Genomic DNA, 14,586 nt, shown 5'->3' with positions numbered 1-14,586 from the left:
GGCTGTCTGAAAAAGCTTGATTGGTGAGGTCTCATTAAACTTTCACTTTATCCCGCTATTTGCCGGACAGTAAGACCCCCACCTCAAAATTCAGCGGAAACAAAGAAGTTAGGTGGGGGATGAATACCACACTGATTAAAGTTTCACTTTATTTGAAATAAGTAATGTGAAATGTAAATAAAAGTAGAAAAAATCAATTGAAATTGATTATCATTATTAATATAATGAGAATGAGAATCATTTATTGTTAGAGGGGGGATGCCAAAGTGGCAAAAATTTTAATAGCTTATGCAAGTATGTCAGGAAATACAGAGAGTATTGCTGATTTAATTAAAGTTAGTTTAGATGCTTTTGATCATGAAGTAGTATTGCAAGAAATGGAAGGCATGGATGCTGAAGAATTATTAGCTTATGATGGAATCATTTTAGGATCTTATACGTGGGGCGATGGTGAATTACCATTTGAAGCGGAAGATTTTCATGATGACTTAGAAAATATAGATTTAGCTGGGAAAAAGGTAGCGGTATTCGGATCGGGTGATACGGCGTATGAACTGTTTTGTGAAGCGGTAACGATATTTGAAGAACGTCTTGTGGAACGCGGTGCAGAGCTTGTACAAGAAGGGCTGAAAATTGAATTAGCTCCAGAAGATGAAGAGGATGTTGAAAAATGCAGTAATTTTGCAATTGCATTTGCTGAGAAGTTCTAAGAATGGGAGTGTCAACGTGGAGACAATGTTAAGTGCAACTGCTATTACAAAGTTAAGAGATGGAAAACTGTTGTTAGCTACTACATATAATGGCTTATTTGTTGAACAAGACGGAGAATGGAAACGAATTTTAAATGGTTTTCAAAAACGAATTAGGGATTTACATAGCGAAGATAATGTAGTTTATGGTGTAGGTGACGAAGGGATTTTTATTCGTAGTATGAATGGTGGAGAGAACTGGACAATTCAGCGTTTTCCAACAAAAGCAACGAGTTGGAATGTATGTAGCAATGTACAAGGAACTGTTGTTGCTCATGGAGAAAAAATGCTGTATCTTTCTAATAATTTCGGTTCGACATGGGAAACTATTCATCCGTTTCTTGAGTATGGCAGTGCGGCACCGTCTATTCGATCGTTATTTTTATATAAACATTACTTATTTATTGGTACGAAAATACATGCTAAATATGGTGGTGTTTGGCTCTTTGATTTGAAGACACGTAAATTAAAGAGGATTAAAATTGCGATGAATCAAATGATCTCCGCGTTGACTTTACACAATTCTTATTTAGTAGCGGCAAGTGGATCGTGCAAGGGAGTTAGCGGGAATATTTCTTATTGTAAAATAGATGAAAGTATTGCAAGTGAAAAAATATATTGGCACACATGTCAAAGTGAGCAGAAAGCAAGTAGTTATTTAGACTTAAGTGTAGATCAACATGTTTTATATACAACTTCAACGCAAAATAAGGCGGGTATTAGTAGTGTGTGCCGTGTGCTTCTTGAAGAAGGTATTGTTACAGTATGTGATTCAGTTAAAGGGCACGGATGGCGCATTGTTAATCAAAAAGATGGTTATGTAGTAGCCGGATCAGGTGAATTAAAAGCAATGCAGTGGGAACAAAAAATAATTTAAGAAAAAAACTTTACTTTTATTATATTGATATGATATAGTATATTTAAACCATTTTACTTTTAATAATATAGAGATTTAAATGAGCTGTAACTTCCGAGGAGGATAGCAATGTTAAATCTCCTCAGGGGTTGCAGTTTTTTAATATCTGGCTTATTATTGTAAGGTGGTTGAAAATGAATATGTACATATAGGTACATTGTAGGAGGATTTTTTTCATGCAAAACGGTAAAGTAAAATGGTTTAACTCAGAAAAAGGTTTCGGTTTCATCGAAGTTGAAGGCGGAGAAGACGTATTCGTTCATTTCTCAGCTATCCAAGGCGAAGGCTTCAAAACTTTAGAAGAAGGTCAAGAAGTTACTTTCGAAGTAGAACAAGGTAACCGTGGACCTCAAGCTACTAACGTAAACAAGAAGTAATTTTTGAAAAAAGAAGGGCTCGCCCTTCTTTTTTTTTGCATTTTTATAGATGTCCTCCTACTTACATATCATAACGAGACTGAATTTTCATTTATTTATTCGGAGTATTTTTGTATAAAGTACATGAATAAATAAATACTGAAAATAAAGTGTTTGTGTGAAAAGGAATTTAGAAAGAGGTAAATAAATTGAAAAACGCTACACATTTTATTGTGTTTGATATTGAGAGGAATTTCAGACCGTATAAATCAGAAGATCCGTCAGAAATAGTTGATATCGGAGCTGTAAAAATAGAAATAGGTACAATGAAGATAATTGAAGAATTTTCGGAGTTAGTAAAACCAAGTGCACGATTAACTCGTCATACAACAAAATTAACCGGTATTACGAAAAAAGATTTAATGGGTGTAGAAAAATTCCCTCGAATTATAGAGAAATTTATTCAGTTCATCGGCGAAGGTTCTATATTTGTTTCATGGGGAAAAGAAGATTATCGCTTTCTATCTCATGATTGTACATTATATGGTGTTGAATGCCCAAGTATAGAAAAAGAAAATAGAATTGATTTGCAAAAATTTGTTTTCCAAGCATATGAGGAATTGTTTGAACATACGCCAAGTTTACAATTTGCGGTAGAACAGCTCGCTTTAACGTGGGAAGGAAAACAGCACCGTGCTTTAGCAGATGCTGAAAATACAGCAAATATACTTCTTAAAGTGTATAGCGAGAGAGATATTAATAAGCGATACAAAAGACATGGTGAACTTGAACTTGTAAAAAACGGAAAACTAACAGAAAAAGCGAAAAAAAAGATGCGAAAATGGGTGTTTAAAGAACTAAAGAAAAATACAGAACGCCCATTTGAATGGAGTACATTTGAAAGTAGTGACACGTGGGAAAGTATAACGGAAAGATATTATATAAGTGAAAATACAGTAGAACTCCTGAAAAAACATTTTCGTACAGCAGTGAGAAAAGCGGAACGGCAGATTAGGTATTTGGCTGAGATGGAGGAGAATACAGAGGTTAAATGAATTTCTCCTCCATCTCTAACTACATACATGTAATAACAGCGTATTGATATTAAATAGGCATCAACTTGTTGTTGTGATGGTGCATTATAATTGCTTTGGGAGTGTTAAGACGTAATAAGAGTTTTAAACCGTATTAATAAAATAAAAATATATATAAAGAAAAGAGTGTAGTTTAATGGAAACAATCTTTAACATTTTAACTGTTTTAGTTTTTTGGATAATATTTACCACACAATTAGCATTAACTACACTTTCTTTCATAGTAAAGAAGGATTGGAAAAAACTTAATATCTCTTTAAGTTGTGGTGTATTAAAGTTTAAAATAGAAGAGTAAGATTGAGTTTTGTACAAGGGAGGTGTGATAGTGGTAGACTTGGATATTAAAGATGTCACAGTAAAGATGGAATTAAACGGTGTCTTTTGGAATGAGGATCGGATTGCTGAAATGAAGGTGACTACAAAAGAAGAGCATTCTGTTATTCTTCGTCTAGTAGTTGATTTAGAAAGTAAAACTATTAGGGCGACGAGTGCGGAAATAGTGAATGGATTCTGCCCTCTGTGCAAACAGAAAAGGGACGAATGTAGTGAACTTAATGACTTGCAAAACAAAATGGAAATTTTAGAAGAAGCCTACGATTGGGTGAGAGAACATCCGGAATATCGTTTTCAATTATCTTTTTACGAGTACAATAAATTTGAAGTAGTAAAGTGAATTTTGCATCTTAACAACTTATAGAAGGACTTGGTCAACTAGAAATATTGAAGTAGATATTTCTAATGGAAATAAGCTTGTATAACAAGGAAGGGATGTATTTGATTCTGCAACAAATGTCATCTTGCATCAAAAAAATTTGAAAATAAACATGTTTTATTATAAAGCAGAAAAATCGATTCTTAGTAGAGTCGGTTTTTAATATAAATAAAAGAGCGCTTATTAAAAGCGCCCAGTAACAACAGTTATATGGAAGTATTTATCCCGTAAAAGCCCGATTGGTGAGGGTTAATAATTAGTGGGGGATGAACAAAACCCCACTGATTAAAGTTTCACTTTATTCAATACCGCTCGGATCAAACGAATACTGCTGCTTATTCTCAATCCGCTCAATCACATCTTGCAGCTCATCCGGCTTCAGAAACTCAATAGGAGAGAAGCCTTTTTCAAATGTAAGTGTGTCTGCTTCAATCATAAGTACATATCGATCATTTACCTTCGCAATATGTATTTGATCCCCGAAATCCGCAAGCAACGCCTTCACAGAGATATGATCGGCTTTTAGTTTTAATTCCACTTCAGGAGCATGCTCAACGATTTGAGCGGTAGCTTCCATTACTTCTTCGGTTGAAAATTGTTCCATAATTTCGCGTTTCGGACTGGCAGCCCATACTTCCATTGCTTGGTCGAATTGTTCGCGTTCTTCCGTACCTTCTTCAAATACATCTTCAATTTGGTCATATACCATGTCCATTACTTGTGTTTTCATAATTTCAGGCATAGAGCGTTCATACTCGACGAATTTTAAGAAGTCTTCAAAATAACGGGCGTGTGATGCTTGATGAATTTTTAGTTCGCCTACTTCAACCATCCCTTCTTCAGGCATGTACGGATATTGGATAGATTTCATATTCTTTGTTGTGATGGCCATTTCAACGTTACGAATCAGTGTTGATTCATCAGAAATAGAAGCAACCTTTGGTTCAAAGTCGCATTTCATTACGAATACGAATGGATCATCAAAGTATTTGCGTAGTTTTGCCTGAGCAATTAAAAATACACCACCACGTACAGCGCTTGTGTCAAGATATGTATAAACGAGAGGTTCGCTCATATCTTTAAAGTTTTCTTTTGTTTCTGCAAAGCGAATACGATTAAAAAGGTTGTAATGAGGGTTTGAATCAAGTTCGTGCCCTTCTTCTACAATAAAGCGACCAATTTTTGTTGGGGCTTGTTCTGTTTTTGCATGACGTTCTACTTTTCGCTTCGATATTTTTAATAACTCACCATTCAAAAATTCTTTTAAGGAGCTATCTTCATATTCTTCAGCGTCTAAAGTTTGAAAATGTTTGTAGCGTTTATCAACTGCTTCACCTTTTCCTTCTACTTGTACAACATAAAAGGAAAGATAATTTATTTCAAAATCCATATTTATCACCTTGTTTCATTTCATTAACTCTTATCAGTATAGAGATGGAAAAAACTTTCGTCAATTTATATAAGGAAGGGGGAGCCCCTTCCTTATATAATTTTTATTTTTTCAATTAAAATCCGTCTTCTAATGCTGCGAATGGAATATTTAGTCTGTTTTCTACTGTGCGTAAACGTTGGTTTAAGCGGTTGAGTCTACGTGTATGGCGCTCAACTGTATTTTCTAGTTGACGTACTCTTTGTTCAAGCTCATTTACGCGTCTTTCTAATTGACGATTTCCAGTGCCAGGAAAAGAGATTGGAAGTTGGAATTGTCTATTTTGGTCGTATGGATTCGTGTGCTCTGCTTGATCTATATAAGATTGATATTGTGTTTGTAAGTCATACTGTGGTTGTTGGTACGCATATTGATTATATGGATCATATGGATTGTAGGGATACATAATAACATCCTCCATTTCTTTAAAATAGGTTGAATACACCATAATGTATGTGCAAAAGCGGAGCGGTGGCACGGCAAATACCTATTTATGTTGACGGGATTTCTCTTTATCCCGCTATTTGCTGGGCAATAAGACCCCCATGTCAAAATTCAGCAGAAACAAAGAAGGTCGGGATGCCCGTAAAACCCCAACTGATTACAGTTTCACTTTATAAAAAATAGCTTGAGGGTTTTTGATTTGTATTTCTTTTGCTTAATGGTATATACTGGATAAAAGGGAGAGTTTACATAAAAGTTACAATTCTATCAAACTCAAACTTTTATGTAAATATGTATAGACATTTATAAAAGAAAAGAGTAATTTATATAGAGTGAAAAATAACTTGTAACATTTTATAAACATATTGTAAAATGATTGTAACAAAACATACATAAAAATGAAATAAATACATAATAGTGATGTTGGGGAAAGGGAGAGAGTATATTGTTCCGTAAAGTAAAGGGTATATTAGTTGGGGTGTTATGTGTAGCTATAATGAGTGGCTGTGGTGCAAAAGTAAGTGATGTTGCATTGGTAAGTGATATTGGTGGGCACACTGTAGAGGCTAAAGCAGAAGTACAGGATACTATTAGTTTAGTTGATGGTCGAACTGGTACTGAAGTGAAAAAATTAGATTTATCTGGTTTAGGCTATTTTGAAGATGAAGCGAAATTTAAAAAGTCTGTAACAAAGGTTGTTGGTGAGGTTGGAAAAAGCGTCGACAAAAAAATGGTTCCTTCACGTATAGCACCTGATGGAAGTTGGCAAGAAGGAAAACCTTCTTATGAATTAATGGAAAAAGAATTAGTAGATAAATTGTTAAACGTTGGTATGTGGGATGCTACGTATCAGTTGCCGATCGTGGAGAAAAAACCAGTCGCAACATTAAGTGATGCGCAAGGAAATGGTACGGTAATTGGTAGATATGAAACGAACTTAGGTGGTTCAACAGGTGGCCGTATTGAGAATATTCGTTTGTCAGCAGCGAGCATAAATGGAGTTGTGTTAGCAAAAGGAGACCGTTTCTCTTTTAATTCATTAATCGGTGATACAACACCAGATAAAGGATATCAATTAGGGAAAGAAATAGTTGATGGTAAATTAGTAGATGGATATGGTGGTGGTGTTTGTCAAACATCTTCAACTTTATACAATGCAGCAGATCAAGCTGGCCTGAAAATGGTGGAGAGAACTACACATTCTAAAACGGTAGGTTATGTTCCACAAGGAAGAGATGCTACAATTGCATATCCATATTTAGATTTAGTATTTGAAAATACGAATGATGCACCTGTGAAGCTTTATATGGGCATTCAGGGTGGAAAACTAGTTGCTGAAGTACATAAAATGAGATAAGAGTTATAAAGCCACCTTTTCTGAAATTTAGAAAAGGTGGCTTTTTTATTATGAAAATAAAAATGTATGTAAATTCTGACTTTTCTTATTTACATAGGATGATTTTAGTTGTATCCTTCATAGTAACGGTTATATGTAATGGAAAAATATAGGGATAAGGAGATGGAGTTATTCATGGTACAAATTCATCCGAAAACACGTATTGGTCATATTGAATTTAAAGTGAAAGATTTAGAGCGTCAAATTGCTTTTTATGAAAATGTTGTAGGATTAGAGGTAATTAAGCAAGAGGGGAATAAAGCATATTTATCTGGAAAAGGTGGAAAGAACGCGTTACTTGTTCTTGAAAAGTTAGAGGACGGGGTACTGCAAGAACCGCGTACGACTGGTATATATCATGTAGCCTTTTTAGTTCCGACTCGTGAAGCTTTTGCTTCTGCGCTATTTGGGGTTCTTCGTAATAAAAATGTAATTGACAGCCCGGATGAGCAAGAAGGGCGTTATACATATTCAAATGAAATTTTACCAATTTCAAGGTTTAATAGTGCAAGTGATCATACATATAGCGAAGCTTTTTATTTGCAAGATTTAGAGGGGAATGGTATTGAAATTTATGCAGACCGTCCGCACGATCAATGGGGAGAAGGGCCAGGAGGAAGTACACCACTTGATTTAAAAGAATTGGCAACACTCGTTGATTATGAGTTTGATGGTTTGCCTGCTAATACTGTCGTTGGGCACGTACATTTACGAATAGCTGATGTAGAGAAATCACATGAATTTTATGTGGAAACAGTAGGTTTTGAAGTACAACAGCGTGAAGAGGATTGCTTATTTATTTCAGCAGGGGGATATCATCACCATATTGGTGCAAATACGTGGAACGGAGTAAACAACCCACACCCACCAGTATATGCAACTGGACTAAAGGTATATGCTATTGTACTACCGCATAAAGAAGCGTTAGACAAAGTGAAAGAAAGATTAATAGAAAAACAATATGAAATAAATGAAACTACAAATGGATTTGTGGTGGTAGATCCAAGTGGTATTACAGTGCAGTTTGAAATAGAAGCAGTGTAAAATAAGCGAGAAAGTGTATAATCACTTTCTCGCTTATTTGTGATCATTCATAGCTCAATCCAATATCTTCTTACTACATTCCCATCTTCCTCAGTGAAATCATCATCACGAAGTCCGCCGTTATGTAAAATCGTTTTTTCAGAAGCGGTATTCACTGCGTCGCAAACGACAAGTACTTTCGTGATGTCTAATTCCTTCGTTTTTTCTAATGATAATGCTAGTAATTTCGTAGCATAACCTTTTCTTCTTTCAGAAGGGCGAATGCCATAACCGATATGACCGCCAGCGTTAAATAGATGTTCAGTTAAACTATGACGTATATTAACAGCTCCGACAATTTTATTTTCATCTGTAACAAGCCAATATGTAGAGTCTGGTACCCAATTTTTAGGGATATTTATTCCGTTATGCGCATCGAGAAGTTCTTGAACCATAGCTGGGAAGTTGGCAGGATTTTTTGAGATAACCCACGGGATCATTGTTTCACCGCTATCTTTCCATTCGTTATAGAAATCTAAGTATTCTTCTTGTAAATCAGTAGTAGGCGTAAGTAATGAGACGTTCATTGTTAGTAAGCTCCTTTGTTTATGTAGTATTTATAAAAAATTATGATACAAAATGAAAGCGTTTTCTGAAGTTTCTCAACCTAATTTCATGTAATCCATCTTTGTTTTTTTAGAAAATTAGTGGAGGTTTAAAATTAGAAGTTATTTATTTTATGTTAATATTTTAAATATTAACATAAAACAGTCGGAGTATTAAGTGTATTTTAGTAATATTCCTTCATGTTGATAAATGGATATTTGTGATAATTTTTGTTTTATCTATCTATAATGAATGAAAGGGGGAAGTGCCCGTGAGTGTAGATTTTGATTTTATTATACGAATCGGTGTTGCTGGCTTGTTAGGAGCAATGATTGGTATTGAAAGAGAAATTCGATCGAAAGAAGCTGGATTAAAGACTCATTTCCTCGTAGCGGTAGGAAGTGCGTTAATAATGGTTGTTTCGAAATATGCCTTTTCAGATATTGTGTTTGAGGAGCATATGTCTCTAGACCCAAGTCGTATTGCAGCACAAGTCGTTAGTGGAGTTGGTTTTTTAGGTGCAGGCACAATTATTATTCAAAAGCAGGCGGTGAAAGGATTAACGACCGCGGCTGGTTTATGGGCTACTGCCGGTATAGGATTAGCAATTGGAGCGGGAATGTATGTAGTAGGCATTGGAGCGACGATTCTCGTTTTAATTGGTTTAGAAATTGTAAGTCGTATTTTTAAGGTGCAATTTTTATTTCCACAAAATATAACAGTGCAAATGTTTGTAAATAAACATGAAGCGGTACAACAAATATTAGAAACACTACAAGTGAAAGGCATCCCAATACTCTCATATGAGGTGGAAGCTTCACAGCAAAGTACAGAAACTGTTTATAAGGTAGGGATGCAACTGAAAAATATATCGTCAGAAGAAAAGAATGAGTTTATTCAGCATATGCAAACATTACCGGAAGTTACGTTTATAAAGTTAAAATCATAGTGTTGAAAACGAGGATAGATGTAGCAGAAATTTTGCTATTATCTATCTTTTTTTGATATAAAATGCACGGAAAGTCAAGCGTTAATTTTACAGGGAATGGATACATGTGTGAACGTTACCTTGTTTTTTTCTCAATACAGGACAAAAAGTAAAAATAGTAAAATAATGGAGCGGGACACTAAAAATGTAAGGTAGGGGAGAGCATGAAAGGCTATTCAAAGAAAATGTTAGTAGGGGTAAGTTTTGCTAGTTTAATGTTAGGGAGTTTTCAAGGGGTAAGTTTGGCAGAAGATACTAAGGGAGAGCAAGTTTCTTATCGAAATGTGCTAAAAATGGAGCCAGTCGGTGTACAACTACCAGTACAAGAATTAGCTCATTCATCGAAAGTGCTCGAAAGCAAGTCTTTTGAGAAAAGGTTACAATTTGCCGATTTATCACAAAGACCACCTGAGGTGAAAAAAGAAAGTAAGCAATTAGCTGTAGCGAAAACTTATACAATTGCTGAATTAAATCAATTAAGCAATCAGCAGTTAGTAGATTTACTTGTAACAATTGATTGGGAGCAAATTACGGGGCTATTTCAGTTTAATACAGACAGTCTAGCATTCTATCAAAATGATAGTAGGGTGCAGGCGATTATTGATAAATTGAAGCAGCAAGGACAAGCCTATACGAAGGATGATTCAAAAGGGATTGAGACATTAGTAGAGGTATTACGTTCAGGATTTTATTTAGGATTTTATAATTCGGAACTTAGTAAATTAAATGAACGGAGTTATCATGATAAATGCTTACCTGCATTAAAAGCGATGGCTAACAATTCAAATTTCAAGCTGGGTACATTAGAGCAAAATAGAGTGGTATCATCATACGGAAAGTTAATAGGAAACGCTTCGAGCGATGTGGAAACGATAACATCGGCTGCAAAGATTTTTAAACAATATAATGATAATTTTTCTACATTAGCAGATAATCTTTCAGCTGGAAATGCTATTTACGATATTATGCAAGGTGTTGATTACGACATTCAATCGTATTTGTACGATACGAGGAAAGCACCGAAAGATACAGTATGGTATCAGAAAATAGATAGTTATATTAATGAATTAAGTCGTTTTGCATTAATGGGAACGATTACAGCAAAAAACGGTTGGCTTATTAATAATGGCATTTATTATACAGGTAGACTCGGTACGTTCTATAGTACAGGAACGAAAGGGTTACAAGTTGTAACAGATGCGATGAAAATGTATCCGTATTTAGGGGAGCAATATTTCGTAGCTGCTGAGCAAATTGCAACAAATTATGGCGGAAAAGATGCAAATGGTAAAGTGGTGAATTTAGATCAAATAAGAGAAGATGGAAAGAAAAAATATTTGCCAAAAACGTATACGTTTGATGATGGGGCAATTGTTTTAAAAGCTGGAGATAAAGTGACAGAAGAAAAAGTAAAACGTTTATATTGGGCGGCAAAAGAAGTAAAGGCACAATTCCATCGTACGGTTGAAAGTGATCAACCTTTAGAAAAAGGAAATCCTGATGATGTATTAACGATGGTTATTTATAATAGCCCAGCAGAATATCAATTTAATCGTCAATTGTACGGTTATGAAACGAATAACGGTGGTCTTTATATAGAAGGAACAGGTACGTTCTTTACTTATGAGCGTACGCCAGAAGAAAGTATTTATAGTTTAGAAGAATTATTCAGACACGAGTTCACGCATTATTTACAAGGTAGATATGAAGTACCAGGGTTATGGGGACAAGGGAAAATATATGAAAATGAAAGATTATCTTGGTTTGAAGAAGGAAATGCTGAATTTTTTGCAGGGGCAACGAGAACGGATAATGTTGTACCGAGAAAGAGTATTATAGGAGGATTATCTTCAAATCCAGCAGAGCGTTATACGGCAGAGCGAACGTTAAATGCAAAGTATGGAACGTGGGATTTCTATAATTATTCCTTTGCTTTACAATCATATATGTACAATAAGAGATATGATATGTTCGATAAAATACATGATCTTATTAGGAAAAATGATGTAACAGCATATGATGCATATCGCTCTACATTAAGTAAAGATGCGAATTTAAATAAAGAATATCAAGACTATATGCAAATGCTAGTTGATAATCGTGAGAAATATAATGTGCCATTAGTATCAGACGATTATTTAGCGAATCATGCATCGAAGCCAGTTTCAGATATTGCAGCAGAAATAACAGCGGAAGCAAAATTGAAAAATGTATCAGTGAAGAAAAATAAATCACAGTTCTTTAATACATTCACACTACAAGGAACATATACAGGAACTGCAGCAAAAGGAGAATATGAACATTGGAAAACAATTACACAAAACGTTAATGATACGTTAAAACGTTTAAGTGCAAAGGAATGGACAGGCTATAAAACAGTAACAGCATACTTCGTAAATTATCGCGTGAATACATCAGGACAATTTGAATATGATGTTGTGTTCCACGGTATTAATACAGAAGAAGGTGCAGAGAATAAAGCACCAGTTGCAGTTATAAACGGTCCGTATAGCGGAAATGTAAATGAAGCAATTTCATTTACAAGCGACGGATCAAAAGATGAAGACGGGAAAATTACTTCGTATAAATGGGAGTTTGGTGATGGAGCAGTAAGTAATGAGCAAAATCCAACTCACGTATATACAAAAGAAGGAACGTATACGACGAAATTAACGGTAACAGACGATAAAGGAGCAACTAATACTGCTACAGCGACTGTAACTGTTCAAAAGAAAGAAGATAACAGTGTAGAAAAAGAACCGAATAACTCATTCCAAACAGCAAACAAATTGCAGTTAAATCAAGTTTTACGTGCTAGTTTAGGAAATGGCGATACAAGTGATTTCTTTGAAATTAATGTGGAGACTGCTAAAAACCTTCAAATTAACGTAACGAATGAAAATAATATCGGAATGAACTGGGTACTTTATTCTGAAGCAGATTTAAATAATTATGTTACGTATGCTCAGCAACAAGGGAGTAAACTAGTAGGTAGTTACTATACGTATCCAGGGAAGTATTATTTACATGTGTATCAGTATGGCGGGGGGACAGGGAATTATACGGTGGAAGTGAAGTAGTAAAAGGGGAGTTGTCTTGTTCAATGAATGGAAAAAGGTCTGTACTTTAATGAAAAAACAACTGCAGGCAATGTCTCTAATGATAATAACAAATTAAGTGTCGCGAGATGTTATATTTATATTAAACCAATCTAATCAGTAAATAAGATAAAATTGATGAACTAGTATTTCATCACGATGTAAGAAAAGTTATAAATATTAAGTGTTTTTAATTGAATTAAACTAAAGGATCAGAGTGTATCTGTAACAATAGATAGGCTCTGATCCTTATTATATTTAATTAACGCATATGAATTTAAGATAATTAATAAATAAGCTAGCTAGCGGGATTCTTAAAATTCATTTATGTAATTAACTAAACAGAAAATTGTTATCACATTAGCAAGGGATACTAATAGAAAAGCGTGTCCCTTTACCTAATTCACTCTCTATTTCTATATCTCCGTTTAATTCTCTAATAATACTATAAGCAATCATAGTACCAAGCCCAGTTCCTTTTTCTGTTGTTGAATAGAATGGCAAAGCAATTCGTTTTATTTGTTGAGATGACATCCCAATTCCTGAATCAATAATATCAATTATGATATTTCCTTTTACTTTTTGTATATTTATTTGTAATAATCCACCATTTTTCATAGCCTCAATTCCGTTTTGGATGATGTTGTTTAGACAGAGTTTGAATTTTTCGGGGTCCCCATTTATATAAAAGGAATCTGTACTATTTTGTTTGATTTCAACTTTGTATGATAGAGCGAGTGGTGAAATAGTATCTTTCACCTGATTTAAAATGTGATTAATATCTATTTTTTCTTTTAGGGTGTTCTGTGGTTTGGTTAAAGATAAATAGTTATTAATAGTAGATTGTATTTGCTGCATTTCAATTAACATGATTTCTAAGTATTGATCCTGAGATAGCTTAGAGGCATGTTTTTCATTTAATAATTGAGTGAATCCATGTACCGTGGTTAGTGGATTGTGGATTTCGTGTGCAATTGACGCTGCTAGTTCGCTAGCTATATAAAATTTTTCAGCCCGTTGCAGTTTTTCTTTCATTTTATATTTCTCAATCATTTCCTCTATAAAATAAACTGATAATAATACTGTGAAAATATTAATGACTATATAATTTAATAAAAATTCTATGAGAGTAGAGTCTATTTTACCTCCTGTATTTATTTGAGTTACAATACCGCAAATAGAAAGGGAAGCTGTACATACTAAAATAAGAAGTAAGCTTAATAATATCTTTTTTTCTTTAAAATACATAGGTAATAAGTAACGAGAGAGCATTGTTATAACAGAAATGATAGTAAAGATAATAAATGATGGAAGAACGCCATTTCCGCCTAAGTAAAACCGGTAAGAAAGATATAAAATTCCTATAAAAACAATGTTTTTTGTATTTCCATATAGAAAAACTAATATTATAGGAATAAAACGTAAATCATAAATAAATCCCACATGTAAATGAAAAGGAAAAGTCATACAAAAAATAATAGCAATGGAGGAAAGGATAGAAAATAACATATTATTACATGTTATTTTTTCTTTAAACTCTAGCCAAAATACGTGATAGCTAAGGATACAAATTATTATAATAAAGGTATTTAATAAAAGAGTAGAAATTCCCATAGTTTTGCATCTCCGATAGTTTGTAAGTAGAATTATGTATGAGTTGGACATAGATGTTTAGTATTAGTAGACTTTTTATCTAAAAAAGGAAGGGTACTTGAAAAGTGCTGTCATATTACTCGTATTAAAATTGATAAGGAAAATAGAAAAAATAATAGATA

13 protein-coding genes are annotated in these 14,586 nt (G+C 34.1%); 9 read left to right on the top strand and 4 right to left on the bottom strand.

Annotated features, from left to right (window positions below):
- Positions 1–266: 266 nt before the first annotated feature.
- The 5 genes from NST86_RS17905 to NST86_RS17885 all read left to right on the top strand — a co-directional run bounded on the left by NST86_RS17905 (position 267) and on the right by NST86_RS17885 (position 3,788).
- Complete coding sequence (locus NST86_RS17905; protein ID WP_001062752.1) at positions 267–710, top strand: flavodoxin; 444 nt, start codon at positions 267–269, stop codon at positions 708–710.
- A gap of 16 nt (positions 711–726) precedes the next feature.
- Positions 727–1,626 (top strand): WD40/YVTN/BNR-like repeat-containing protein, encoded by a 900-nt coding sequence (locus tag NST86_RS17900; RefSeq protein WP_000449494.1) that lies wholly within the window; start codon positions 727–729, stop codon positions 1,624–1,626.
- A 215-nt stretch (positions 1,627–1,841) separates the two neighbouring features.
- A complete protein-coding gene (gene cspB / locus NST86_RS17895) occupies positions 1,842–2,042 on the top strand; it encodes a cold shock-like protein CspB (protein ID WP_001179150.1) in 201 nt (66 codons plus the stop codon).
- 188 nt (positions 2,043–2,230) lie between these two features.
- Positions 2,231–3,076: an exonuclease gene (locus NST86_RS17890; protein WP_000786421.1), complete on the top strand. Its 846-nt coding sequence runs from the start codon at positions 2,231–2,233 to the stop codon at positions 3,074–3,076.
- Positions 3,077–3,440: 364 nt separating this feature from the next.
- Complete coding sequence (locus NST86_RS17885) at positions 3,441–3,788, top strand: hypothetical protein (protein WP_000227983.1); 348 nt, start codon at positions 3,441–3,443, stop codon at positions 3,786–3,788.
- A 337-nt stretch (positions 3,789–4,125) separates the two neighbouring features.
- Here NST86_RS17885 and NST86_RS17880 read toward each other — a convergent pair whose 3' ends face one another.
- A complete protein-coding gene (locus NST86_RS17880; RefSeq protein WP_000345046.1) occupies positions 4,126–5,217 on the bottom strand; it encodes a DUF3900 domain-containing protein in 1,092 nt (363 codons plus the stop codon).
- A gap of 115 nt (positions 5,218–5,332) precedes the next feature.
- A complete protein-coding gene (locus NST86_RS17875) occupies positions 5,333–5,662 on the bottom strand; it encodes a hypothetical protein (RefSeq protein WP_000283715.1) in 330 nt (109 codons plus the stop codon).
- A 483-nt stretch (positions 5,663–6,145) separates the two neighbouring features.
- Between NST86_RS17875 and NST86_RS17870 the strand changes: the two genes are divergently transcribed.
- On the top strand, positions 6,146–7,057 hold the full coding sequence (locus tag NST86_RS17870) for a VanW family protein (protein WP_000488971.1): 912 nt from the start codon (positions 6,146–6,148) through the stop codon (positions 7,055–7,057).
- Positions 7,058–7,231: 174 nt separating this feature from the next.
- Positions 7,232–8,140, top strand: coding sequence for a VOC family protein (locus NST86_RS17865; protein ID WP_086391355.1), 909 nt, complete (start codon positions 7,232–7,234; stop codon positions 8,138–8,140).
- A gap of 47 nt (positions 8,141–8,187) precedes the next feature.
- On the opposite strand, the gene NST86_RS17860 is transcribed toward NST86_RS17865, so the two are convergent.
- On the bottom strand, positions 8,188–8,706 hold the full coding sequence (locus tag NST86_RS17860; protein ID WP_098300470.1) for a GNAT family N-acetyltransferase: 519 nt from the start codon (positions 8,704–8,706) through the stop codon (positions 8,188–8,190).
- 290 nt (positions 8,707–8,996) lie between these two features.
- Between NST86_RS17860 and NST86_RS17855 the strand changes: the two genes are divergently transcribed.
- Positions 8,997–9,674, top strand: coding sequence for an MgtC/SapB family protein (locus NST86_RS17855; RefSeq protein ID WP_000109721.1), 678 nt, complete (start codon positions 8,997–8,999; stop codon positions 9,672–9,674).
- A 203-nt stretch (positions 9,675–9,877) separates the two neighbouring features.
- Positions 9,878–12,793 carry a collagenase ColA gene (gene colA / locus NST86_RS17850; protein WP_340934151.1) on the top strand — a complete coding sequence of 972 codons (2,916 nt, stop codon included), beginning with the start codon at positions 9,878–9,880 and terminating at the stop codon, positions 12,791–12,793.
- Between the two features lie 378 nt (positions 12,794–13,171).
- Here the strand turns inward: colA and NST86_RS17845 are convergent, their stop codons facing one another.
- Positions 13,172–14,425, bottom strand: a complete 1,254-nt coding sequence (locus NST86_RS17845) for a sensor histidine kinase (RefSeq protein ID WP_000513019.1) — start codon at positions 14,423–14,425, stop codon at positions 13,172–13,174.
- Positions 14,426–14,586 lie beyond the last annotated feature (161 nt).

The organism is Bacillus sp. FSL L8-0199, from assembly GCF_038005705.1.
Taxonomy (GTDB): Bacteria; Bacillota; Bacilli; order Bacillales; family Bacillaceae_G; genus Bacillus_A; species Bacillus_A cereus.
This window is presented reverse-complemented; position numbering and strand designations above follow the sequence as displayed.